The sequence below is a fragment of the Streptomyces sp. NPDC107517 genome (assembly GCF_055582645.1).
Genome location: NZ_JBVJPM010000036.1, coordinates 29,993 through 51,745, shown reverse-complemented (window position 1 = coordinate 51,745; position 21,753 = coordinate 29,993). Strand labels below are relative to the sequence as shown.

Here is a 21,753-nt window from a genome sequence, read left to right as displayed (position 1 = left end):
GGGGAGCTATCTGGCCGCCAGCGGGGAGAGCTCGACGGCCGCCAGCAGGGAGAACTCCTGGCCGCCTACGGGGAGTTCCACACGACCGTTGACAGTCGAGCCCCGGTAATAGGCCGCGGACCTGAGATCCTCGGGCGCGAACTCGTCCTCCTCCGCGTCGAAGTGGTAGGTGAAGATCACGTCAGTACGACCGTCCGCGTCGAAGTCGCCCGTGGCGGCGGACTGCGGGCTGGAATAGCCGTGCTGGCCCAGATCGAGCTTGATCTGCCGGGCGGGCTTGCCGGAGCGGTCGATCGGCCCGATCAGCAACCTGCCCTGCTTCTCCAAGCCTGGCAGCGCGTTCGGGTCGCCGCTGCCGCCGGATCCGCCGTCGAGCAGATCGGCCGAGCCGTCGCCGTTGAAGTCGCCTACCGCGAGCGGGGTGAAATTCCCTTCCACAACAAGGGACGTGGGCTTCCCAAGGCCGCGCTTGCCGCCGTACATCGCGAAGGGTTCGAACGCCCCGGGCTCTTTGCTGTTCGGCTCTCGGGCGGAGATGAGATCGGTGAAGCCGTCGCCGTCGAGGTCACCGCGGAGCACCCGGGTGAAGCCGTTGCCGCCCGCCCCGGCCGTCACACGCTCGGCCGTCTCGGGGCGCAGGCCCTTCCGGGACCCGTAGGTGACGACGAGCGTCGGCAAAGTCCTCTTCCGGTCCTTGGAATGCGGGCTGAGGACCGTGACGTAGTCGTCGAACCCGTCGCCGTTGAAGTCCTTGTGATCCTTTACGTTGCCGGGCTTGCCCACGGGGGGTAGCGCGGGTGGCGCCGGATCGTCGTGCGCGCCGCCCGGCGAATCGCAGCCGGCGAGCAGGGCGGTGCAGCACAGGGCTGCAGTCAGGTTGCGGCGTACACGCATGAACAGTCCTTCTTTATGGGGCGATTGAGGATCCAGGCCGGTGGTTGGTGTGGGGGAGGCTCCGGCCAGTCGTTGAGCATGGACCCGAACGTGCGGTGATTGCGCGCAGCACTCGCGCTGGGGCGCGTTGCATTGTCCCGCCCGGTGGCCGCGGAGGTCGCCCTCGGCGGCGGCCGGCGCGGAGGTTGCGTACGCGCAAAACAGTGCTCCAGTCTCAGCCGGACGGAAGAAAGAGGGAGCGTGGGACTCCGGTCTTCCGACCTCCAGGGTGGCCGGAAGGTTGTACATACGGCCGATGGTGAACTCCGCGCCACCAGCACCCGACGACCGGCGGTGTTGACACTGCTGCCCGACGGCTCCTACCTGAACCGGATCGGAGGCCTCCCGCTGCGGGTAATCGAGGCCGAGATCCCCTCCCGCACCGCCGACGGCGGCGACTTCGGCGGGACCTACCGACTGCTGACCACGCTCAACGACCACCGCACCGATCCCGCCGACCACCTGGTGCGTCTTTACCACGAGCGCTGGGAGACGGCGAGAAGGCCGGCGGCAGCCACACCGGTGACCGGGGGCCAGTCTCCGACGCCGCATGCGACGCGGACATTCCGGAGCCCTTGGTTGTCCACGACGGTCCGGCGCGGACTGTTGCGTTTGGCCCCCTCTTTGGCCCCCGGCGGGACCCCCGGGGAGGGGTGTGAGGCGCCTATGTCGCTCGCGTAACGTCGCCTTGTGCTGGCATTCTTCGACCTCGACAACACCCTGATCGACCGGCGCCGGCGTTGAGCACTGGGCTTGTGACTTCGTCCGCTCGCGCGCTCTGCCTCAAGAGGCAGAGCTGCAGACACCTGAAGCGGAAACTGAGGAGACCACCGGATGGAGATGTCCGACACCTCGCGTGCGATCGCTGCTGCGACCTCGATTGCCGCATCGCTCGGCCTGCCGGCCGACGACGCGATCGTTCTCCACAACTCGAACAAGCTGGCACTGCGGCTGACGCCGAGCGATGTCCTTGCCCGGGTCGCCCCTGTGGGACAAGAGGTTGCACAGTTCGAAGTCGAGCTCGCGCAACGGCTCGCCGAGTTCGGATCTCCGGTGGGCCTCCTGGAGCCTCGGGTGGACCCGCGTGTGTACACGCGCGACGGCTTCGCCGTGACGCTGTGGACCTACTACGAGCCCGCGACACCTCACCTCTCTCCAGTCGACTACGCCGAGGCGCTGGAGCGACTGCACGCCGGCATGCGCAAGGTCGATGTGCCGAGCCCGAGCTTCATGGACCGGATCACGCAGGCGAAAGAAGTCGTTGCCAACCCGGATCTCTCGCCGGAGCTGGCCGACGCAGACCGTGTGCTCCTCAGCGGCAGGCTGGGAAGCCTGCGACGTGCGATCGAGGACCGCGGCGCCGTGGAGCAGTTGCTCCACGGCGAGCCGCATCCAGGCAATGTGCTCAGCACGAAGAACGGCCCGTTGTTCATCGACCTGGAGACGTGCTGCCGTGGCCCCGTCGAGTTCGACCTCGCCCACGCTCCCGACGAGGTCTGCAAGCACTACCCGAACGTCGACCAAGGGCTGCTCGATGACTGCCGACAGCTCGTCCTCGCGATGCTCGCAGCATGGCGTTGGGAGCTCGGCGACCAGTTCCCGAACGGGAAGCGATTCGGAGAAGAATTCCTCCGCTTGCTGCGAGAGGGTCCACCCTGGCCGACCTTCGACGCGGTGACCAGGCGACTGGGCGGCGGCCGGTAGAAGTCACCGATGTGGCACGACCTGGATCACCGCCATCGCCGAGCCGTCATCCTCCATGAACAGGCCAGCTGGGCAAGATGGAAAAGGCTCAAGGACTCGGCCCGAGACGGACCGCCTTCGTAGCCCCGCTGCTGCCCGGCGAGTTGGTCTACCAGGACTACCCCGGTGGCGCCGATACGCTCTCTGAGGTCACGGGTGAGGGTTTCTCACTCATGCTGGCGGACAGGGTGATGGGCGATTGGTGTGCCGTGGTGCCGGACTCGGATGGGATGAACAGGGGGCAATGGGAGAGCCCAGGGGAACCGTATTCCGATTGCCCGCACCCATAGGCCAACACGTCTTGGACGAGTACGCCGCAACCCTGACCGCCAACTATGGACCTGCGAGCGGTAGGCGGCCGTAACGTCACGGGGCATCCCGCCGGCATCTTGGGGGCCGGGGCACCTTGTCGAGTTCCGCGATCCGGCCCAGGTACTGAACCCCGCGCAGCAGTACGCCGATACAAATATGAAACCGCGTCAGGTGAGTCCTGGCGGGGCTTCTGTGCGGGGTGACGGCAGTAGCTGACGGCGACGTCAGCGGACGGCTGCGACGCAGGGCGGTGGTTCGCTGTCGTCGGCACTGACCGTCGTGGCGATCGTCGGGCTTCCGAGTGGGGTGCTGAGGTTGTCGATGGCGTGTCTCGTTGGAGGCGGAGTCGGACGTGGGCGTAGATGGTGGCGGTTACGCCGATGTGGGCGTGGCGGAGGAGTTCCTTGATCACGACGAGTTCGACGCCCTGTTCCAGGAGCAGCATGGCGGCCGAGTGTCGGACGTCGCGACGCCACCAAGAGAACGGCGATCAGGCGTTGTAGCGAGGCCCTGGGCGTGTGACTCCGAGTGTCCGTTGTCCACGGCTCGGGAAGCCATTGACTCACTCTCAGTCAGCCCTCCACGGGTAAGTGAGCCAGAACCCGAATTGCGACAGCGCTTGTTCATGACTTCGGGAGGCATCGCCGCCTCACCCGGAATCGAACGGTGCATGGCATCAGACAGCATGTGCGGCGTTTCGCGGATGCCCCGGAGGACTGCCGTCCGGGGCGAGTGCCCGACTTCCGTGATGTCAGCTCGTCCGCTACTCTAGGTAGACCTACCTACCTAGTTTGGAATCTGATGAGCGACACCGACGTGAGCATGGCGGGGAGTGGACGGCGGCGGCCGGCCCGGGCACGGCTCCTGGAGGCGGCGGCCCGGCGCTTCTATGCCGACGGTGTGGCAGCGACCGGTATCGACACGATCACGGCCGAGGCCGGCGTGGCGAAGATGAGTCTGTACAACAACTTCTCCTCCAAGGCCGATCTCGTCCGGGCCTACCTGGATGCCCGGCACGAGGAGTGGCTCGGCCTGTACCGGGCCCGGCTGGAGCACACCGAGGGGCCGCGTGAGGGCGTGTTGGCGGTCTTCGATGCATACGCCGATCACGCGGGTTTCGCTTACGAGCACGGGTTCCGAGGCTGCGGGCTGCTCAACGCCGCCGCCGAGCTCCCGGCCGGGGACGAGGGCCGGGTCGTCGTGCGCGTCCATAAGGAGCAGGTCGAGCGGCTGATCGCCGGTCACCTGGAGCAGCTGCTGCCTGGCCGGCCCGACGAGGCCCGCGCGACGGCTGAGCATCTCTCCTTCCTGCTGGAGGGTGCGATGGCCCGTGCCGGCCTGGAGGGCGACGGTATGCGTGTACAGCACGCCCGCTCGATGGCCGCGGCCCTGCTGGAGCGGCTGTGACGGGCATCGGCCGCGGCCGGTCCGCGGGAATGGGGGCCCTGTGCGTGCTGGCCGCCTCCGTGCTCTGGGGGACGACCGGCACGGCCGCCACCTTCGCCCCGGACGTGGGACCGCTCGGGATCGGGGCCGTCGCCATGGGCCTTGGGGGACTGCTCCAGGCCCTGTTCGCCGCCCCGCAGATCGGCCGTCACGCATCCCGGCTGCGCGACGAGCGCGGCACGGTCCTGCTCGGCGCCGTCTCGGTGGTGGTCTACCCGTTGGCGTTCTACAGCTCCATGCACCTGGCCGGCGTCGCCGTCGGCACTGTCGTATCGATCGGCACGGCCCCGCTGGCCTCGGCCCTGATCGAGCGCGTCGTGGACGGCCGCCGGCTCGCCCGCCGTTGGATGCTCGCGGCCACCCTCGGCCTGTTCGGAACCGCCCTGTTGTGCGTCGCCGAAGCTGCCCACGCCACCGATGACAGCGGCCGCAGCTCCTTGGCAGGCACGCTGCTCGGCATCGGCCTCGGCCTGATTGCCGCCGCCACCTACGCCCTCTACTCCTGGGCAGCGCACCGGCTCATCACCCGCCAGATCCCCTCCCGGGCGGCGATGGGCGCTGTCTTCGGCCTCGGCGGACTGCTCCTCCTGCCCGTCCTCCTGGCCACAGGCGCCCCACTACTCGCCTCCTGGAGCAACGCCTTCGTCGGCATCTACATGGCGATCGTCCCCATGTTCGCCGGCTACGTGCTCTTCGGCTGGGGCCTCGCCCACGTACCTGCTAGCACCGCCACCACCCTGTCCCTGCTCGAACCGGCCGTCGCGGCTGTCCTCGCCGTCCTGGTCGTCGGCGAACGCCTCCCCGCCACCGGCTGGAGCGGCATTGCACTCGTCATCACCTGCCTCGCCGTCCTCACCACCCCCACCCCCACCCCCCCGCTCACGCGGCCAGTTGCGGAAAAGCCCTCCCGCGAAGCCGGCAGGTGCAGTCCAAAGTGGTGAGCATCGAACACGACACAGCTGACGCGCCTCCCGAAGTGATGAACAGGCGCTGTCCGATCGATCTCGTGACCGGCCCGAACTGGATCACGCCGGACCACAGTGCCTCCGGCGAGCTCCGCCCCACCGGTCCGCCCGCCGACCGCATCGCCCGCGTGGAACGTGACGGCCAAGCCCTCACGTTTGCCTCTCCGTACGGTCGGCTCACCAGCTAAGGGCGGCCTGCCGCAGGAGGTCTCGGACACGCAGCACGGCGGGATCGGTCTCGGCGCCGGGCCGCTGGAAGAGGAACAGCGTGTTCAGCGACGGCTCCACCGGGTCGTTGAGGAGGGCCAGCCGGCTGGAGTCCAGGTACTCCTGGCACTGGGAACGGGGCAGGACGCTGTACCCGGCACCGGAGTTCACCGCCGACAGAACCGCGTACCGGTTCGGCACCGTCAGAGATGCCTGCGCGGTGACTGCACAGTCCGCGATGACAGGGCAAGGCGTGGTGGTTGTTGCGTAAGAGAGGCCGTCCAAGGCTTGAGCCGACGTGCCGTGCAGGCAGATCATGAACTCGGGGAGTGGGCCGGGTCATCGGCCGGGGGCGAGGGGGAGACTATGCGGCTCAGGCCGTTCTTTCGGTGGGTACTGACGCTCGGCGTTTTGCTGTTCGGTTGGTCGGTGTACCTCTACGCGTCGTATCCCGAGACAGAGCAGATCAGCCTCACTGTGATCAGCGAGAAGCCGGACGGCCGGTGCACGGTTCGCTGGAAGGACCCGTACCACGACAGGGGTCGCTGGCGCGAGGCCGCCTACCAGTGCGATCCGGGCCGCGGTGCGCTGCTCAAGCCATCGCACTCCATCTTGGGCACAGACAACGGCTGGGAATCCGGCTTCATGTTCACCGAAGGCCGGCACAAGGGAGACCTGGAGCCGTCGCTCGATGACACGGATCCCTACGCCCTGTCTGACGCGCTCGCGCTGATCGGGCTGGCCTTGATCGCCGTCGGCCTCGTCGGAGGGAACATCCGCAGCTCGGTTCGCCTGTCTTCGGGCGTACGCCCCAAGACCGTGGCTCGGACACGCAAGTTGTACGAGACCGCTGACCAGGTGGCCCAGGACCATGCACAGGCTCGCGACGCCGTGCGCGCGGCGTGGAACGCGCTGCGCCACGAGCAGACCGAGGCGAAGCTGAGCGCTACCCCCATTACGCGGCTGATCAAGGGAGTGGCCGTCGGCCGGGCGGCACAGGAGGTGGAGGCAGCCGGCGCCCGTACCGCGCGCGATGTCCTCGACGCCGGAGTGCTGGGTCTGGAACACATGGGCGTGGACCGTCGCACGGCCGAGCGCGCCCATACCGCCGCTCGCCGCCTCGCCGACGACATCGAGGCCACCCTGTCGGTGCGCCTCGACCCCGCCGCATCCGGGCCGCACACCACCGCCTTGCTCGTCGCGCTGCAAGTCCTGCTGGAAGCCGGGACCGAGGCCCAAGAGATGGCACGCACTGGCAAGGAACTCGCCGACCAGCTGGACCGGGTCCTTACCGAGGCCGAACCCGCATCCGGGTACCGGAACATGCTGCGCGCCGGACGGAAACAGGGCGACAGCGCCCACTCCGCCGTCGCCGAGCTGCGTTCCCTCATGGCTCTCGCAGAACAGGAAGGGCTCCCCGCCCGTTTCGCCCAGACCTCCGTCGACCTGCTGCGCGCACCGGACGACCAGGACGGCCTGTCCGCACGGGCAGATTTCGAGAGCCGCACCAGTCAGTACTACGGATTGCTGGCGCAGGTCGTGGACTCCGGCAAGGCAGCGGACGGGAGGGGAACCGCCCGAGGCGGTGGCGGAGCCCGTGGCTAGGCTCCAGCGCCATGACCACTGATCTCGGATTCACCTGCATGCGTTGCGGGGCTCAGCACTGTGAGCTGCCTATGAACTACACGGCTGAGGCCCCCGCCGTGTGGGATCCGGCCTTTGCCGGTGCCGATGACTGCCTGCTCTCCTCGGACCAGTGCGTGGTCCGAGGGCAGCATTACTTCGTCAAGGGCCTGATCGAGATACCGGTCATCGGCAGCGACGAGGTGTTCTCCTGGGGCGTCTGGGTGTCGCTCAGCCGAGAGAGCTTCTCCCGGGCCGCAGATCTGTGGGGCACCCCCGGCCGCGAGGCCGAGAAACCGTACTTCGGCTGGCTCACCACCGACCTGCCGGTCTACCCGGCCGCGACCCTCAACCTCAAGACGCACGTCCACACCCGCCCGATCGGTGAGCGCCCCTGCGTCGAGCTGGAGCCCACCGACCACCCCCTCGCCGTCGAACAGCGCACGGGGATCACCCTGGACCGCGTGCGGGAGATCGCGGAGGCTGTGCTCCACTCCGGTGACGGCCGGAAGCGCTGATGGCTGACGGTTTCGTATCGCCGATACCGGTCGGGCCCGTCGGCCTGAGCTGCCGAGCCCAGAGGTTCGTCGAGGTGGACGGCATCCGCGTCCACCGGCAGGACATCCGGCGATACCGCGACGCGTGGGTCGGGCGGGGGATCCCTGCTGCGGAGATCGACCGGGCGGCAGCCTTCCAGGACCGCTGGGGCGGCCTTGCCCTGCCGCCGGCCCCGTTCTACGAAGGGGGCCCGCACGTCCTCGATGCCGACTGTCCCGAGGGGTCGGATACAGAGGGATGGTCGTACCAGGCGGGGAGCTGCCGAGTATCCATGGCCTACGGATTCAGGATCGGTCCCGACGGAGCATTCGGGATCGACGCCTACCGCTGGACACCCCTGCACGCCAGCACGGACGGGTGGGTGGAGTCTTTGGCGCTCGCCGCCCATGCTCGTCGCTGGGCCAAGACCGTCACAAGGATCAAGGGGAAGGCCGTCGAGTCATTGGACCTCAGCGGCTACGAGCCGGTGCCCGAAGTGGAGGGAGTGATGGATACCTGGTGGCGGGGCAGGAACTCGCTCATCGCCCTGTATCGAGGTGAGGCTGTGGGCCTTGACGCTCCGCAATGCCTTGAAGCTCACGTCTACAGCGGCCTCGACGAGTGGGGTCTTCGCGGGAGCTGACTCGCAGGCGCCGGAACTGAGCACGTACTTGGCCGGACGGGCCAACCAGCGCGCTCAGTCACAGCGGAGCAGGTGTGACTGAGCGAGATAGGTGGCCCGTGGGGCTGGCTGGATGGCCGTGAGGTAGCGGGCGAGGCGTGTTCCGTGCGGTCGGACGAGGTGCTCGTGATCTGGCGCACCCTGTTCGGACCGATGACTTTGCCGGGTCCCGTCGGTCAGATGAGCGACAACACCACGCGAGGAAGGCTCGTTCATGACGCAGACGCCCAGGGCATCCCAGCACGTCGCGCCCGTGGCGCCCGCGTCCAGCGCGGCGCGCCCGTGGCTGGCCGGCAGTGCGGCGGCGGGCCCGGTGTTCCTTGCGGTCGGTGCCGCGCAGGGGCTCACCGTGGTGACGACCCGTATGGCCACTGCCCTGGCGAGCCGTTAACCGCCGGTCGACGGCCGCTGCGATGACATTTGCGGATCTCTGAGCCCGCGGGTCTTGACGTGCGCGACGGGGAGCCGATGATGGCCGGGTGAGGACGCAGAACGGCGAGTCGGTGCTGGCCAGGGCCGTGCGGATCTTCGAGGCGTTCACCCCTGACGAGCCGGCGCTGACCGTCTCGGAACTCGCCCGGCGCACCGGGCTCCATGTGGCGACCGCGTCGCGGCTTGTGGCCGAGCTTGTGTCGTACGACTTCTTGGCGAGGGACGCGGACCGGCGCGTACGGATCGGGCTGCGCATGTGGGAGCTGGTGACCCGCGCGTCGCCCGCCCTGTCGTTGCGCGACGTCGCGATGCCGTTCATGGAGGGCGTGCACGAGGTGGTGGGCCATCATGTGCAGTTGGGCGTGCTCGACGGTGACGAGGTGCTGTTCCTGGAACGGTTGAGTGCGCCAGGCGGGGTCATCAACTACACGCGCATCGCGGGCCGGTTGCCGCCGCATGCCTCGTCCAGCGGTCTGGTCCTGCTCGCGCACGCCCCGGCCGACGTGCAGGAGCGGGTCCTGGGCGAGCCGCTGCACCGCTACACGCCGGACACGCCCGCCACCGCACCCGCGCTCCGGGTGCTGCTCGCCGACATCCGGCAGCGTGGCTACGCCTGCTGTCCCGGCTTCGTGCATCCAGACGCGTGCGGCATCGCCGCGCCGGTGCGGGACCGCCGCGGCAGCGTGCTGGCCACCCTGTCGGTGATCGTGCCGAACGAGTCCGGCGCTGCGGATGTGGTGCCCGTGGTGCGCACTGCCGCCCGTGGCATCTCCCGCGCTCTGGAGGCGAGAGCTTCGAAGAATTTCCCTCTCAATCATTGAGAAGGGCGTCGCCGTGTGTGTCCCCGCCCGCGCATCCTTCCTGAAACCCAACGACGGGAGGCGACAGGATGGTCGGAACCAGCGGGGACACCGGGGTTGCAAGAGCCGTTGCGGGCGCAGGCAACGCGGTGACGTTGACGGTCGCCGACAAGCGGCAAGTGGCCGACGGCGTGGTCTCCTTGACGTTGTCCCACCCTGACGGGCGCCGACTGCCGGACTGGACGCCCGGCGCCCACATCGACCTGATCCTGCCGGACGGCACGGTGCGCCAGTACTCCCTGTGCGGTGACCGGTGGGACGCCCACACATTCCGTATCGCCGTGCTGCGCGAACCTCAGGGGCGGGGCGGCTCGGCGTACGTCCACGATCGGCTCCGCTCGGGCGACCGGGTGGGGGTCGGCGGGCCGCGCAATCACTTCCCGCTGGTGCCCTCGCAGGCGTACCTGTTCATCGCGGGGGGCATCGGCATCACCCCGCTTCTGCCGATGATCCATCAGGCCGAACTGCTCGGCGTGGAATGGCAGTTGCTGTATGGGGGCCGAAGCCGTGCCTCCATGGCGTTCCACGAGGACCTGGCCGCCGCATACGGCGAGCGCGTGCACATCGTCCCGCAGGACGAGCGGGGTCTCCTGGACCTGAACGCCTGGCTCGGCACGCCGTGTGCCGACACCAAGGTGTACAGCTGCGGCCCGGGACCGCTGCTCGCCGCCGTGGAGGCCGCGGGCTCCGGCTGGGCGCCTTACGCCCTGCGCAGCGAACGCTTCACCGCCGCTGAGCAAGCCCCGCCGACGCGGGACGCGCCGTTCGAGGTGGAGCTGCGGCGCAGTGGACGCACCATCACCGTGACGCCAGGCATCTCCGTACTGGACGCCGTGCGCGAGGCGGGCGTGGACGTCCTCTCCTCGTGCGAGCAGGGCACGTGTGGCACCTGCCTCACACCCGTCCTCGACGGGCGGCCGGACCACCGGGACTCGGTCCTGACGGACCATCAACGGAATGTCAGTGACTGCATGTTCGTGTGCGTCTCACGCTCGTGCAGTGACCGCCTCGTCCTGGACCTCTGAGTGCCGCCTCACAGGTCCCCTTCTGTTTCGCCTTCTGTCTTCTGCCGAGGAGCCGCCATGACCGAGACACCCGTGCGTGCCGTGACGCCGCCCGTCAGCGACATCGACCCGTTCGCCCACGAGCACCTGCTCCACCCTGAGCCGTTCCACGAGGCCCTGCGCGAGATCGGACCCCTCGTATACCTCTCCCGCTACGGCGTCCACGCCCTGGCCCGGTACGAGGAGGTCCACGCCGCGCTCGTGGACTGGCAGCGCTTCGAATCGGGCTCCGGCGTGGGCCTGGCCAACTTCCGCCACGAGGAGCCGTGGCGGGCGCCGAGCCTGCTCCTGGAGGCCGACCCGCCCCTGCACGATGCGCCGCGCCGTGTCCTGCGGGACATCCTCGCCCCGCCCGCGCTGCGCCGACTGCGCGCGGCGTGGTCCGCTGTGGCAGAGGAGCTGGTGGATCAAGTCCTGGCCGAAGGAGCGGAGTTCGACGCCTTCACCGCTCTCGCGGAGGCGTTCCCGCTCCGCGCGTTTCCCGACGCCGTGGGCCTGGGCCCGGATGGCCGTGAGCATCTGCTGCCGTACGGGAACATGGCCTTCAACGCCTTCGGCCCGCGCAACGAGCTGGTGGCCGCCGATGCCCACCGAGCCGCCGAGCTCGGATCCTGGGTCAACGCCCAGTGCGCGCGGGAAGCCCTCGCCGACACTGGGTTCGGCGCCGAGATCTGGGCTGCGGCCGACCGCGGTGAACTGACCTATGAACAGGCGCCGTTGGTGGTGCGCTCATTGCTCACCGCCAGCGTCGATACCACCGTGCATGGTCTGTCCGCCTGTCTCTACGCCTTCGCCACACACCCGGAGCAGTGGCAGCGACTGCGCGTGCGCCCCGAGTTGACGCGGGTGGCGTTCGACGAGGCGGTGCGCTGGCAGTCACCGGTGCAGACGTTCTTCCGTACTGCCACGACGGATGTGGAGATCGCCGGGATAACCGTTCCCGAAGGCACCAAGATCCTGATGTTCCTCGGCGCCGCGAACCGCGACCCTCGCCGCTGGAAGGAACCCGACCGCTTCGACCTCGCCAGGGACCCGTCCGGCCACGTCGGCTTCGGGATGGGCCTGCACCAGTGCATCGGCCAGCATGTCGCCCGCCTGGAGGCGGAGGCCCTGCTGACAGCGCTGGCCCGCCGGGTCGAGTCGATCGAGCTGACAGCCACACCGCGCCGCCACGCCAACAACACCTTGCGCGCATGGGAGTCACTCCCCGTCCGCGTCCGTCCCGCCTCCCGCATCTGAATCCTGAGAGGAACACCGCAATGTCACAGCAAAGTACGAGGGGTTGTCCTCCGCCGGACTCAGCTCATTGGCGCCATCGGCGCGCACGCCCATCAATACGAGTACGCATGCTTTCTCCTCGCGCAGGCGGATGCGCAGGTGGATGCCGTCGGCCCAGACGTAGTCGCTGCCCGACAGGTCACGCTCACCGGATGCGGCGTGGTCAGCCTGCCACTGCTGGGTCAGGCGGATGACGGTCGCCGCCGACAGGCCGGCCGTGGAGCCGAGGAACTGCTCGAGTGGGCACGAAGTCCCCGGAGGACAGGCCGTGGAGACAGAGGAGGGGCAGGACCTCGCTGATCTTCGGGGACTCCCGTGCCCAGGGCGGCAGGATCGCCGAGGAGAACCGCTTGCGCTCGCCCGTAGTCTCGTCCGTGCGCTTGTCGTTCACCCGCGGGGCCGCCACCTCGACGACACCGGCCGCGGTGGTCACCTCCCTGGGCCGGTGATAGCCGTTGGGGACGACCAGGCGACGACCGGTGTCGTCCCGTTCGTTGGCCAACTCGGATACATAGGTATGGACTTCCGCCCCAGGGCAGCGGCGAGTGCGCCGGGCGCCTTCACGGACGATCTCGTCAATCAGGGAGGAGCCGTCGGCGGTGGTGCCGTCGGAGTTGACCACGCTGAGCACGGGCGTGCCTTCCCGACCCACGGGCCAACGCGACTCGATACCAGTCGATCGATCACTCGGGAAGGTACGCCCTTCGTGTGCCCTCACGAGCCGATCCACGGGTAATGAGCATTGCTCCGCGAAGGCGCTGGTCGGCCCGTACGCGGTAGGTCCGTGGTGGGCGGCCCCGTGGTTCCCGACCTGCTCGCCGCGACCAGGCTCGGTGAAGGCCGCGATACCTGCCTGTGTGACCAGCCCGATCCAGGAGGGGTTCAGCCCGAGCCGGGGGGCGGCGCCGCCTCACCGGGGCTGTCATCAGGCTCCGCGCCCGGAGGGTGAAGCGCTCCCTCAACGGCTTTCCCGCGGGGTGGCTTGTCCCTCGCCATCCCGGCGGCAGCACGGGCCAACTCTGCCTGCAGTTGGTCGAACGCCGCCGGTCCTGATAGCTCCCGCAACCTGCGACTTCTGCTCATGCATGTTCAACGCGCCAACGCTCAGCCTGTAACTGCAATACATCCGAACGGAGCACTGCCGATGTCCCTCCACGGCGCCACGCCCCTGTCTGCACAATCTGCCGCCGCGGCCTGTTTGCCGACGAGCCCGGGCATCAGGCATGCCGGCCCTGCATCCGTCGCACCGACGAGCAACTCGCCGCGATGCCAGGCCTGTAAGCCGGCCTCGCCACCTGCATGACCCCCGGCAGCGGGACAGGCGGGCCCGCCGTCTCATGGAGCCGTATGGTGCCGCTCCCGCTCCGCCCGGAAGTACTGAGCCTTCACGCCCGCGGAGGCGTCGTGGCGATCCTCCGAACCGGGCTGATCGATTGGCGCGAGCAGCTCGGTTACCGGCATCCGCGCTGGCAGGGCGGCCTCCAGCAGCAGTGCGAGCAGGTCGTGAAACGACTCCGCGTCCTACTGCCCTGGACGGCTGAAAGCCAGCTGGCATTCGACGAGTTCAGCCGCGAGGCAAGCCAGATCCGTGGCCAGTGTCACGCTCAGGTCACCGGCGAGAAGCCGCCCACCGCGTTCCCGTCGCCTGCCCTTGCGGGTACCACCTTCGCGTCACTCTCGACACCCCCGGCGAACAGGACCGCGGCTGCGGAACGCAGTACGGGCACGGCGAGCTCATGGACTTGCCGTTCGCCGGGAGGGCCGCGGCGTGAGGCACCGTGGCGGCGAATGCATCCCGCACGTACTTTGGTCGGGACATGCACGCCATCACTGGGGGGACCATGACGACGTCAGCAAGGATCCTCGTAGGCAAGGCCGAGACCGAAGTCGGCAAACTTAAGAACGGCAACGCCCACCCCGACGACATCAACCGGGCTCAAGCCGCCACACAACTCGCCCTTGCCGCCAGCAACGTCGAACTGACCACCGCGATAACCGACCTTCTCAAATCCACCAACGCGAGCACCGGCGGCATCAAGAAGATCGTCGACGCGGTCACCCAGAGCGTGAACGGACTGACCGCCAAGCTGTGACGGTGCGCACCTAGTCCCGTGACGGGATGCGCGCAGCCAGGTTCATCGCCAGGCTGCGCGTCCAGTCCCGATCCACCGGCTCACCCGCCGCCACCAGCGCCAGCACCTCGACCACGTCCTGCGCCTCCTCCAACGTCACCAGTGGCAGCAGTGGAGCCGGCGGATCCATGACAGTTGGGTCGTCGTCGTTCATCACAGATCTCCGTACTGGGTACTCGGCACCCCCGGACCTGTTGCCGGCACCTCCGGGTATGCCAGTCGCAGCCGCCGATCCAACCGGTTTGCCAACTCGCGAGTTGCCTCCGGCGCAGGGCCATCGCCCTGCCTGAACAGGGCTGCGCCAGGCCGTTCCCGTTCACCTTTACGGGCAGGCCGCAGCAACTGGGCTCCATGCTCAAACAGTTCGCGTTCGAAACCACGGCCGAAGTAGTTCTTGTCGCCGATGAGAGTCTGTCGGGGGCGCTCTCGCAGAAGCGGGCATTCGTCGGCCTTGGCCCGGGGCAAGGCGAAGGCGATGGGCAGGCCCTGGAGGGTGCAGACCAGGTGTAGGCGCAGCCCTCAGAAGAAGCGGCTGTGGCTGGCCCAGTAGCCGTATTCGGCCCATCCTGCCAGGTCGGAGGGTTTGACGGTCTCGCGGGACCGGCCGCATTCCACCGGGGTGGACCCCACGACCCGCCGAGTATGGCCTGCATCGTGGCGAGGGTGACCAGTTCGGCATCGCTCAGGCGGGGCGTATTGCTGACCGGCGGGCGCCATGGCGCCAGGTCGGGATGTTCCTTCAGCATGTCGTCGGTCGTCACATAGAGTGCTGTCGCGAGGGTGTCCACGTCGTTCGCCATAAGACGATCTTGGACACCCTCGTTCTCGTCTCCGCAGGCACCCCTTGGACTACACCCCCAGGAGGAACGAGTGTCATACCCGCGACTGCTCACCCCCGAGGAGAAACTCGCCGATGCGAAGAAGCTGTTGAGGCTCCCGCGTATCGTCGTGATCTGCGGCTCCACCCGCTTCATGACCGAGATGAACGAGGCCGATCTGCGCGAGACCAAAGCCGGAAAGATTGTCGTCAAACCGGGCTGTGACATGAAGTCACCGCACGAACTCTGGTCCGATCCTGTCGAGGCCGAGACGCTGAAGGTTCGACTCGACGATCTGCACCGGGCGAAGATCCGGCTCGCTGATGAGGTGCTCGTAGTCGGCGACTACATCGGAGACAGCACCCGAGCCGAAATTGCCTACGCCCGGTCGCTGGGCAAGCCCGTGCGGTTCGCGCACCCCGAAGTCGACCCTGACGCCTGACCGCTCGCTGCCACCTCGGCAACCAGGGTCGGCAGCCCGCCGCCTGACCGTCTCGCGGTGGCTTCGGCCGCCGCCCATCCCACACCCTCCGCAGGCATCCCTTGGAATTGATCATCTAAGCTGGCGGTGCCCCGACGAACCACTCAAGGTCACCTTCGCCCGCTGAGTCTGGGGTTCGGACTTCGCTAGTCATGCAGACGGTGACTGCGGCCGTCAGCCAGGAGACTCCGCGCCGGATCCTGCGCGAGGGCGAGTTCCCCTGGAAGACCACCGCTGCCTGGAACGCGTCCAAACGTTCGCGCCGACTGCGGGTCATCTACAACCGCACAAACGGTGTGAGGCACATGCTCGCGCCTTCGATCTGGCCACCGGCAGGCTGTTTCCCGCGGCGGGTTGCGTCGTCGGGATCGACCCGGGCATAGCCAACTTCCTCGCCACCTCTGACGGCGGATTCGTCCTCAACCCGCGGTGCTGTGTGCCGGGCTGGTCCGTCAGAAGCCGCACCGGCGTAGCGAGAAGCCCTTCATTCATGAGGAGGAGTCACGCTGGTCACGGCACTGTGGAGCTGCTGATGCTTATGGGCAGGCGCCTGTTTGAGGTGCCATGCAGTCTTTACGAAGCGCGCCAATGGGTCTGCTTGGGCGGAGTGCCGGCCAATGCTGCGCAGCCAGGGGCTTCCGCCGCGTAGCCCGCCACACATAACTCAGATGAGCTCACAATCCGTGTGTGGTCATGATTTTGAGGTTTCTGAGTCCAATGGGGTGCTTGCTTCAATAGCAAACAATATGAGGTTATTCGCCATGGTTCGCCACCCCTTCCGAGCTGCGCATTTATCTATCAGGATGAACGTCCCAGGCTGGGCGGTCCCGGCGGCGCGGGGGAAGTGTGTCCCGTCTACGGGACTGACGGATCTGGAGGTGCGCAAATGCGAGGAGTCACACGGCAAGCCGTGGAATGGCTGTCAGCCGCCTCGACCGACCCGCGAGCGTGCAAACGGCAGTGGCACGGAGAGACCGGGGTGGCGGTATTGACCTGCGGGCGATTCTGGGACGTGCTGAGCGTGCCGGAGGAATTGGGCATGCCGGCTCTTGACGCCCTATTGTGCATCTCTGAGGCGCCTGGTCCCGCGCTCGCCGACATCGCTGCCCGTCGGGTTTGCTTCTTCCTGCCGCCCGATCCAGTCGGCCGCTGGATCGGCTCGGACGTCCGATATCTGGGCAAAGGCTCGTGGATCACGGTGCCCGCGCCGCAGCAGGCTGCCGGGCGCCTGCGGTGGCTGGTTCCACCGGATGGTACCGGCGCGCTGTACCTGCCCGGCGCCTTGGAATTGGCCCTACAGCAGGCGCTTGGCGTCCTCGCCGCGCAGGCCAACAAGCAAGAGCGATGCCCGAAGTGCAGGGCATCCAATGCCAACTCTCGCGTCCGCAGCGGCAGTCGGCCGGGGTGATGCCAGGGCACCCAGGGCCGAGGACGCTGGGACGGGAGCGCACCGCGGCGTGAGACCCTGCAGTCGACGGGCATCAGCTGGGTTTGCCCCTTGTCGCCGAGGTTGTCGGCAATGCTGCTCAGCGCCTACGAGACTGGGCAGACCACCGCGACCAGGCCCGCGAGACACCTGCGTGGTTCCTGTTCGGGCAGTGACCGGAAGCAGTCGTCTTGTCCTGCGGACTTCTGGAGGAGGTCTCCTTCCGAGATCAGGTCGAGGGGGTGCCTTGCGGAGTCGACGACCGGTACCGCCGGCATCTGGCGTTCGGTCAGTGTCCGGACGATGTCTTTGAAGGCGACGTTCTGAGGGACGGTGAGGACCTCCCGGGTCATCACCTCGTCTGTTCTTCGACGCCTCACCGCCTTCTCCTACCGCTCGGTGGTCGTTGGTGGGTCGACCGACATGTCGTCGAACTCGAAGCCGAGCCGATTGATCACGTCCACCACGCCGTCGACGCTGTGGCACAGCCGCACGACGACGGGGATGAGCATGCGCCGTCCCACCGTGCCGCTGAGGGTCACCACGCCATCGGTGACCTCGACGGACAGAGCCGATGGGCTGAGCTGGAGCGTGCGGGTCAGCACATCCTCGACGATCTCTTCCCGGATCGACTGGTCACGGCGTAGGAAGAGCTGTATAAGGTCGCTGCGGCTCACGACTCCGATGAGTCGGCCGGCGGCGTCCACCACAGGCAGCCGCTTGACCGCGTGTCTGCCCATGACACGCGCGGCGCGGACGACGCTCCATTCCGGTGCGGCGGTGATGGCCGGGCTGGTCATGATGTCGGCCGCGGTGGGCGCGCCCAGCCCGGAAGCACGTCTGTGGAGGAGGTCAGCCTCGGAGACGACACCCACGGGACGTTCGGACTCGTCCACGACGGGCACGGCGGTGATGTCGAACTCGTCGAGGAGCCGGGCGATCTCCTTGAACGGGGTGCCGCGCTGAACGCTGATTGCTGTCGGGGCCATCAGGTCGGCGACGGTGCGGTGCCTCATCATCGCCCTCCTAGGGGACTTCGATGTCGGACTGTGCGGTGACGTCGGCGATCCCCTGAACCGTGCGTGCGACACGCGTCAGCACATCCCTCAGGGCCGCGTCGGGGACGGACTTCGTCAGGTGGACGATCCCCTCCGCAGCGTGGAAGTGCGTCTGGCCCATGGCTCCTCCTGGTATATCGGCCCCACGTTCGAGCCTGGGTGGCGTAGGGCCTCCGTGGTAGGTCCTTCCGGGGTGTCCATAGGGGACTGACTGGGCCCAAGTGGACTGAGCCCTCGTGGTCACACTGGGTGATGAGGTCGGCGAGGCGGTCCTTTGCGTCCTGCGACACCCGCGAGCCATCGCTGCGGCTGTCGCAGGCTGTGCCGTGCGAACGGCTTCGCGCCATCCTCGGAACAGGTGGAGGCGGCGCCAGGAGACGACTTGGCCGGTCGTCCTTCTCCCAGCTTGATCCCTGTCACCAGGGCACCTCCCGTCGTTGCACCGGCCTGTTCGCGCTTCACGACCGCCGGCCATTACACAGACAGGGGGCTAATTGTATTGAATTGCTAACAAGTCGGATGTTGCGCCGAAGGTGGAAGGTGCGGCATGGCAAGAACCGGGATCCTCGGCCCCTGGCAGGCCTCTGAGCGGCACTTGCGCCGAGGCAGCGGGCGAGTTCGAGGGCCAGGGTCCTCGCGCACTGGGGGCGGCGAGACCAGCACGTCGGCGACCTATGCCTGCCCCGCCGCAGCGGCGGACGTGGCGCCGACTGTGGATCGGGTGGCAGGCGCGGCCGACCTGGAGCAGCGCGGTGGTCTTCCCTGCCCTGGCCGGTCCTGTGACGATCAAAGAGGGCTGTGCGGTGACCTGCTGATGGCGGCCCAGGACCACCACCGGAATGGTCCCGTCGGCTGACCAAATGGACCGGTCACTATCCGGCGTGTCGGCCACTTTCTTCTGTGACCAGATCGAGCCTCTGTAGATAGCGGCGCGCTGCTCCCGGATGCGGGCATGGGAGTGGTCGCGTTGAGAGGACATCGGAGTGCGCCGTTCTCGTGAATCCCAAGACCGGCCCGAGTTCCTGAGAAGGGCTCTTGTCCGGGAACCGGTTGAATCGTCGGCATGACCAAGACAGACGCCGCGGCCCTGTTCGGAAACCGGTTCCTGACCGAGCCCGCTCCCTCGAAGACTTTCCCCGAGGAGGGCATGACCGCGACGGATGCCATGAGGTTGCTGGATGAAGACCTGGTCATGGAGGGTGACCCGCAGCGCAACCTCGCCACGTTCGTCACCACATGGATGGAGCCGGAGGCGCAACGGATCATCGCCGAGAACCTCCACCGCAACTTCATCGACCACGCGGAGTACCCCATCTCCGCCGAGATCGAGCAGCGCTGCGTGCGCATGCTCGCGGACCTCTTCCATGCCCCGGGCAAGACCGCCGGATGCCGGACCCAGGGATCGTCCGAGGCGATCATGCTCGGCGCGCTGTCGCTGAAGTGGAAGTGGCGGCAGCGACGCCAGGCGGCCAACCTGTCGGTTGACCGGCCCAACCTGGTCTTTGGCGGCGACGTCCACGTCGTGTGGGAGAAGTTCTGCCGCTACTTCGACGTGGAGCCGCGGATCGTGCCGCTTGCCGAGGACAAGTACACGATCGGCCCGGAGGACGTAGAACCCCACATCGACGAGAACACGATCGGTGTCGTCGCCGTCGTCGGCACCACGTTCACCGGCCACAAGGACGACGTGGCCGGGATCGACAAGCTCCTCCGGGACGTCCGCAAGGAGCGGGACCTCGACATCCCGATCCATGTCGACGGCGCCAGCGGCGGCTTCGTGTGGCCCTTCCTCTATCCGGACTCGAAATGGGACTTCCGGCTCGAGCAAGTCCGCTCGATCAACGTATCGGGACACAAATATGGCCTGGTCTACCCCGGAATCGGCTGGCTGGTCTTCCGTCAGGAGTCCGACCTGGCCGAGGACCTCGTGTTCTACGAGAACTACCTGGGCAAGACCGACTCGACGTTCACGCTGAACTTCTCGACCGGTGCGTCGATGGTGCTCGCCCAGTACTACAACTTCGTGCGGCTGGGGCGTCAGGGCTATACCTACGTCATGGAGACGATGCAGAAGAACGCCCACGCATTGGCGGACAACCTGCAGAGCAGCGGCCGCTTCGAAGTGATCGGCAGCGACCTCGAGCAGCTGCCGCTGGTAGCTTTCCGTCTTGCCGGCAAGCACGCCTACGACGAGTCCGACATCGCTTGGCAGCTCTCGGCCGAGCGCGGCTGGATGGTGCCGGCGTATACGCTCCCGCCCAATGCGGAACAGGTGAAGATCCTTCGCGCCCTGGTCAAGGAGACCCTGAGCCGCGAGCAGATCGACCGTCTGGCTCGGGACATCGCCGACGCGTGCGACACCTTGGACCACAAGGGTGGGACCACCGACGCCGAGCGAGCCCAGATCAAGCGCGGCACCGGCTACTGACGCCCGCAGCCGGCAGAGCGGGGGATTGTCGACCGCTGGCCTGATGAGCAGTGGTGCACAAACTCAAAGTCCTGTGGCGCCACGCGGCACAGGACTTGGGCGGGACGGCCAGAATCGCAGTCTGCGATCCAGGATCGGCTTCACGCCAAACCGTTCGGCCACATCCTCGGCCCGATTGCAGGGGGCGCTGCAGATCCGAGGACAACAGTTTCACCCCGGCGCCGTCCGGGTTCAGGGACCCGCAGCGCCTGGACGATGGAGACCGTCACACGGAAGCGCCTTCGTGGAACCCGTCGGTGCTCAGAGCCCTCGGGCAGGGCTTTCCTTGAGCTTCTCCCGCACGTACGTGGCGCCGATCGCGTCGGGCGTGACGAAGTTTGTGTCGGGCGTGATGACGAGTAGTGCGCCGCTGGTGTGCTCGAGGAATCCGTCGGTGCGGGTAGCACGGTGGTGCTGGGCGAGCGGAGTCCAGTGCCGGGACCGTCCTCGCGGGTGCGGGTGCGGGTGCGGGTGCGGGTGCGGGCGCGGTGCGGATCGATGCCGCCTCGACCGCTGCCATGGCGTGGGGGTGTCCGGGGGCGGGGTGTGCCGTGTGTGTGGCTGGGGGATCGGCTGTCGTGGGCAGGCCGGTCGCGAGCGACGCGGCCTGCGGTGGTTCGTCCCCTCGGCGCGGTGCGGGGCGTGGCGCCTGCTGCCGGCCGTGCGTGGGGGGGGGTGCGTCGGGCCGGATCAGTACGCGGAGTTGACGTTGTCGATCGAGCCGTAGCGCTGCGCGGCGTACTTGGCGGAGGCGGTGATGTTGGCGACCGGGTCGTAGATGTTCTGCGAGGTGCCGGCGACGTGGTACGCCTTGAAGGTCGGGTCGATGACCTGCATCAGGCCCTTGGAGGGGATGCCCTTCGCGGCGTTGGAGTCCCAGTTGTTGATGGCGTTGGGGTTGCCGGCGGACTCGCGCATCAGGTTGCGGTGGATGCCCTCGTAGGTGCCCGGGATGCCCTGGGCGTGCATGACCTTGAGCGACTCGTTGATCCAGGTGTCGACGTTGCCGCCGCCGGACTGGGCGGGGGTGGCGGCCGAGGCGGCCGGGGCACTGATGACGGTGCCGGCCATCACGGCGGCGCCGGCGGCGACCATGCCCAGCGAGACCTTCTTGGTCTTGGTCATGCGGGCGAACTTCTTGGGCATCGCGGTGAACTGCATGCAGTAATTCCTGTTCTGTCGGGGGGTGATGCCAAGAATTGTTAATCAGGGATGAAACACAGGTCAATGAGCCCCTCTTACGATGGGGATTAGTATGAGGTACTCAAAAGTGATCCGGGGGTGCCGTC

Annotated in this window: 22 protein-coding genes and 3 pseudogenes; 14 read left to right on the top strand and 11 right to left on the bottom strand. The window is 67.7% G+C overall.

The window, feature by feature from the left end:
- Nucleotides 1-6 precede the first annotated feature (6 nt).
- The gene (locus ACZ67T_RS40935; RefSeq protein WP_469991437.1) at nt 7-894 is read right to left on the bottom strand and encodes an FG-GAP repeat domain-containing protein; all 888 of its coding nucleotides are present in this window, start codon (nt 892-894) and stop codon (nt 7-9) included.
- A gap of 873 nt (nt 895-1,767) precedes the next feature.
- On the opposite strand from ACZ67T_RS40935, the gene ACZ67T_RS40930 reads away from it, so the two are divergent.
- Entirely contained in the window at nt 1,768-2,637 is an 870-nt protein-coding gene (locus ACZ67T_RS40930; protein ID WP_469991435.1) for a phosphotransferase family protein, read from the top strand.
- Between the two features lie 575 nt (nt 2,638-3,212).
- On the opposite strand, the pseudogene ACZ67T_RS40925 reads toward ACZ67T_RS40930, so the two are convergent.
- Nucleotides 3,213-3,454 (bottom strand): annotated as a pseudogene (locus tag ACZ67T_RS40925) (site-specific integrase); the annotation flags it as partial.
- A gap of 335 nt (nt 3,455-3,789) precedes the next feature.
- Here ACZ67T_RS40925 and ACZ67T_RS40920 point away from each other — a divergent pair.
- Together ACZ67T_RS40920 and ACZ67T_RS40915 are read left to right on the top strand one after the other, a co-directional pair.
- The gene (locus ACZ67T_RS40920; protein ID WP_469991433.1) at nt 3,790-4,395 is read left to right on the top strand and encodes a TetR/AcrR family transcriptional regulator; all 606 of its coding nucleotides are present in this window, start codon (nt 3,790-3,792) and stop codon (nt 4,393-4,395) included.
- Nucleotides 4,396-4,424: 29 nt separating this feature from the next.
- Nucleotides 4,425-5,375, top strand: a complete 951-nt coding sequence (locus ACZ67T_RS40915; protein WP_469991441.1) for a DMT family transporter — start codon at nt 4,425-4,427, stop codon at nt 5,373-5,375.
- Between the two features lie 201 nt (nt 5,376-5,576).
- Here ACZ67T_RS40915 and ACZ67T_RS40910 read toward each other — a convergent pair whose 3' ends face one another.
- On the bottom strand, nt 5,577-5,924 hold the full coding sequence (locus tag ACZ67T_RS40910; RefSeq protein ID WP_469991431.1) for a LysR substrate-binding domain-containing protein: 348 nt from the start codon (nt 5,922-5,924) through the stop codon (nt 5,577-5,579).
- A 48-nt stretch (nt 5,925-5,972) separates the two neighbouring features.
- Between ACZ67T_RS40910 and ACZ67T_RS40905 the strand changes: the two genes are divergently transcribed.
- From ACZ67T_RS40905 to ACZ67T_RS40875, 7 genes are all read left to right on the top strand, one after another.
- On the top strand, nt 5,973-7,211 hold the full coding sequence (locus tag ACZ67T_RS40905; RefSeq protein WP_469991429.1) for a hypothetical protein: 1,239 nt from the start codon (nt 5,973-5,975) through the stop codon (nt 7,209-7,211).
- A 71-nt stretch (nt 7,212-7,282) separates the two neighbouring features.
- Entirely contained in the window at nt 7,283-7,747 is a 465-nt protein-coding gene (locus ACZ67T_RS40900) for a DUF2199 domain-containing protein (RefSeq protein WP_469991427.1), read from the top strand.
- A complete protein-coding gene (locus ACZ67T_RS40895) occupies nt 7,747-8,409 on the top strand; it encodes a hypothetical protein (RefSeq protein WP_469991425.1) in 663 nt (220 codons plus the stop codon). The genes ACZ67T_RS40900 and ACZ67T_RS40895 overlap by 1 nt, the downstream gene beginning before the upstream one ends.
- Nucleotides 8,410-8,662: 253 nt before the next feature.
- Nucleotides 8,663-8,839, top strand: a complete 177-nt coding sequence (locus ACZ67T_RS40890; RefSeq protein WP_469991424.1) for a hypothetical protein — start codon at nt 8,663-8,665, stop codon at nt 8,837-8,839.
- Between the two features lie 88 nt (nt 8,840-8,927).
- Nucleotides 8,928-9,701 carry an IclR family transcriptional regulator gene (locus ACZ67T_RS40885; RefSeq protein WP_469991422.1) on the top strand — a complete coding sequence of 258 codons (774 nt, stop codon included), beginning with the start codon at nt 8,928-8,930 and terminating at the stop codon, nt 9,699-9,701.
- Between the two features lie 68 nt (nt 9,702-9,769).
- Nucleotides 9,770-10,765, top strand: coding sequence for a PDR/VanB family oxidoreductase (locus ACZ67T_RS40880; protein ID WP_469991420.1), 996 nt, complete (start codon nt 9,770-9,772; stop codon nt 10,763-10,765).
- Between the two features lie 57 nt (nt 10,766-10,822).
- Entirely contained in the window at nt 10,823-12,043 is a 1,221-nt protein-coding gene (locus tag ACZ67T_RS40875; RefSeq protein ID WP_469991418.1) for a cytochrome P450, read from the top strand.
- A gap of 45 nt (nt 12,044-12,088) precedes the next feature.
- On the opposite strand, the pseudogene ACZ67T_RS40870 reads toward ACZ67T_RS40875, so the two are convergent.
- Nucleotides 12,089-12,713, bottom strand: a pseudogene (locus ACZ67T_RS40870) (transposase); the annotation flags it as partial.
- Nucleotides 12,714-13,686: 973 nt separating this feature from the next.
- On the bottom strand, nt 13,687-13,809 hold the full coding sequence (locus ACZ67T_RS40865; RefSeq protein ID WP_469991416.1) for a hypothetical protein: 123 nt from the start codon (nt 13,807-13,809) through the stop codon (nt 13,687-13,689).
- 90 nt (nt 13,810-13,899) lie between these two features.
- Between ACZ67T_RS40865 and ACZ67T_RS40860 the strand changes: the two genes are divergently transcribed.
- Nucleotides 13,900-14,175, top strand: coding sequence for a hypothetical protein (locus ACZ67T_RS40860; protein ID WP_469991414.1), 276 nt, complete (start codon nt 13,900-13,902; stop codon nt 14,173-14,175).
- Between the two features lie 10 nt (nt 14,176-14,185).
- Here ACZ67T_RS40860 and ACZ67T_RS40855 read toward each other — a convergent pair whose 3' ends face one another.
- Nucleotides 14,186-14,368, bottom strand: coding sequence for a hypothetical protein (locus ACZ67T_RS40855; protein ID WP_469991412.1), 183 nt, complete (start codon nt 14,366-14,368; stop codon nt 14,186-14,188).
- A 131-nt stretch (nt 14,369-14,499) separates the two neighbouring features.
- Nucleotides 14,500-15,014, bottom strand: a pseudogene (locus ACZ67T_RS40850) (transposase); the annotation flags it as partial.
- A 70-nt stretch (nt 15,015-15,084) separates the two neighbouring features.
- Between ACZ67T_RS40850 and ACZ67T_RS40845 the strand changes: the two are divergent.
- The gene (locus ACZ67T_RS40845; RefSeq protein ID WP_469991410.1) at nt 15,085-15,474 is read left to right on the top strand and encodes a hypothetical protein; all 390 of its coding nucleotides are present in this window, start codon (nt 15,085-15,087) and stop codon (nt 15,472-15,474) included.
- Nucleotides 15,475-16,399: 925 nt separating this feature from the next.
- Nucleotides 16,400-16,921: a hypothetical protein gene (locus ACZ67T_RS40840; RefSeq protein WP_469991408.1), complete on the top strand. Its 522-nt coding sequence runs from the start codon at nt 16,400-16,402 to the stop codon at nt 16,919-16,921.
- 125 nt (nt 16,922-17,046) lie between these two features.
- On the opposite strand, the gene ACZ67T_RS40835 is transcribed toward ACZ67T_RS40840, so the two are convergent.
- Genes ACZ67T_RS40835 through ACZ67T_RS40825 form a run of 3 tightly spaced genes read right to left on the bottom strand, consistent with a single transcriptional unit; the run spans nt 17,047 to nt 18,118 of the window.
- Nucleotides 17,047-17,292, bottom strand: a complete 246-nt coding sequence (locus ACZ67T_RS40835; protein WP_469991439.1) for a CBS domain-containing protein — start codon at nt 17,290-17,292, stop codon at nt 17,047-17,049.
- Between the two features lie 36 nt (nt 17,293-17,328).
- Nucleotides 17,329-17,955, bottom strand: a complete 627-nt coding sequence (locus ACZ67T_RS40830; RefSeq protein ID WP_469991406.1) for a CBS domain-containing protein — start codon at nt 17,953-17,955, stop codon at nt 17,329-17,331.
- Nucleotides 17,956-17,965: 10 nt separating this feature from the next.
- Complete coding sequence (locus ACZ67T_RS40825; RefSeq protein WP_469991404.1) at nt 17,966-18,118, bottom strand: hypothetical protein; 153 nt, start codon at nt 18,116-18,118, stop codon at nt 17,966-17,968.
- 942 nt (nt 18,119-19,060) lie between these two features.
- Here ACZ67T_RS40825 and ACZ67T_RS40820 point away from each other — a divergent pair.
- Complete coding sequence (locus tag ACZ67T_RS40820) at nt 19,061-20,425, top strand: glutamate decarboxylase (RefSeq protein ID WP_469991402.1); 1,365 nt, start codon at nt 19,061-19,063, stop codon at nt 20,423-20,425.
- 729 nt (nt 20,426-21,154) lie between these two features.
- Here the strand turns inward: ACZ67T_RS40820 and ACZ67T_RS40815 are convergent.
- Complete coding sequence (locus tag ACZ67T_RS40815; RefSeq protein WP_469991400.1) at nt 21,155-21,625, bottom strand: transglycosylase SLT domain-containing protein; 471 nt, start codon at nt 21,623-21,625, stop codon at nt 21,155-21,157.
- Between the last annotated feature and the right edge of the window lie 128 nt (nt 21,626-21,753).

Bases quoted from the DNA above. Each gene is read 5' to 3' on its own strand.
- ACZ67T_RS40935 (WP_469991437.1), bottom strand. From the start codon at position 894: ATGCGTGTACGCCGCAACCTGACTGCAGCCCTGTGCTGCACCGCCCTG.
- ACZ67T_RS40930 (WP_469991435.1), top strand. From the start codon at position 1,768: ATGGAGATGTCCGACACCTCGCGTGCGATCGCTGCTGCGACCTCGATT.
- ACZ67T_RS40920 (WP_469991433.1), top strand. From the start codon at position 3,790: ATGAGCGACACCGACGTGAGCATGGCGGGGAGTGGACGGCGGCGGCCG.
- ACZ67T_RS40915 (WP_469991441.1), top strand. From the start codon at position 4,425: ATGGGGGCCCTGTGCGTGCTGGCCGCCTCCGTGCTCTGGGGGACGACC.
- ACZ67T_RS40910 (WP_469991431.1), bottom strand. From the start codon at position 5,924: ATGATCTGCCTGCACGGCACGTCGGCTCAAGCCTTGGACGGCCTCTCT.
- ACZ67T_RS40905 (WP_469991429.1), top strand. From the start codon at position 5,973: ATGCGGCTCAGGCCGTTCTTTCGGTGGGTACTGACGCTCGGCGTTTTG.
- ACZ67T_RS40900 (WP_469991427.1), top strand. From the start codon at position 7,283: ATGAACTACACGGCTGAGGCCCCCGCCGTGTGGGATCCGGCCTTTGCC.
- ACZ67T_RS40895 (WP_469991425.1), top strand. From the start codon at position 7,747: ATGGCTGACGGTTTCGTATCGCCGATACCGGTCGGGCCCGTCGGCCTG.
- ACZ67T_RS40890 (WP_469991424.1), top strand. From the start codon at position 8,663: ATGACGCAGACGCCCAGGGCATCCCAGCACGTCGCGCCCGTGGCGCCC.
- ACZ67T_RS40880 (WP_469991420.1), top strand. From the start codon at position 9,770: ATGGTCGGAACCAGCGGGGACACCGGGGTTGCAAGAGCCGTTGCGGGC.
- ACZ67T_RS40875 (WP_469991418.1), top strand. From the start codon at position 10,823: ATGACCGAGACACCCGTGCGTGCCGTGACGCCGCCCGTCAGCGACATC.
- ACZ67T_RS40860 (WP_469991414.1), top strand. From the start codon at position 13,900: ATGCACGCCATCACTGGGGGGACCATGACGACGTCAGCAAGGATCCTC.
- ACZ67T_RS40855 (WP_469991412.1), bottom strand. From the start codon at position 14,368: ATGAACGACGACGACCCAACTGTCATGGATCCGCCGGCTCCACTGCTG.
- ACZ67T_RS40840 (WP_469991408.1), top strand. From the start codon at position 16,400: ATGCGAGGAGTCACACGGCAAGCCGTGGAATGGCTGTCAGCCGCCTCG.
- ACZ67T_RS40835 (WP_469991439.1), bottom strand. From the start codon at position 17,292: ATGACCCGGGAGGTCCTCACCGTCCCTCAGAACGTCGCCTTCAAAGAC.
- ACZ67T_RS40830 (WP_469991406.1), bottom strand. From the start codon at position 17,955: ATGAGGCACCGCACCGTCGCCGACCTGATGGCCCCGACAGCAATCAGC.
- ACZ67T_RS40825 (WP_469991404.1), bottom strand. From the start codon at position 18,118: ATGGGCCAGACGCACTTCCACGCTGCGGAGGGGATCGTCCACCTGACG.
- ACZ67T_RS40820 (WP_469991402.1), top strand. From the start codon at position 19,061: ATGACCAAGACAGACGCCGCGGCCCTGTTCGGAAACCGGTTCCTGACC.
- ACZ67T_RS40815 (WP_469991400.1), bottom strand. From the start codon at position 21,625: ATGCAGTTCACCGCGATGCCCAAGAAGTTCGCCCGCATGACCAAGACC.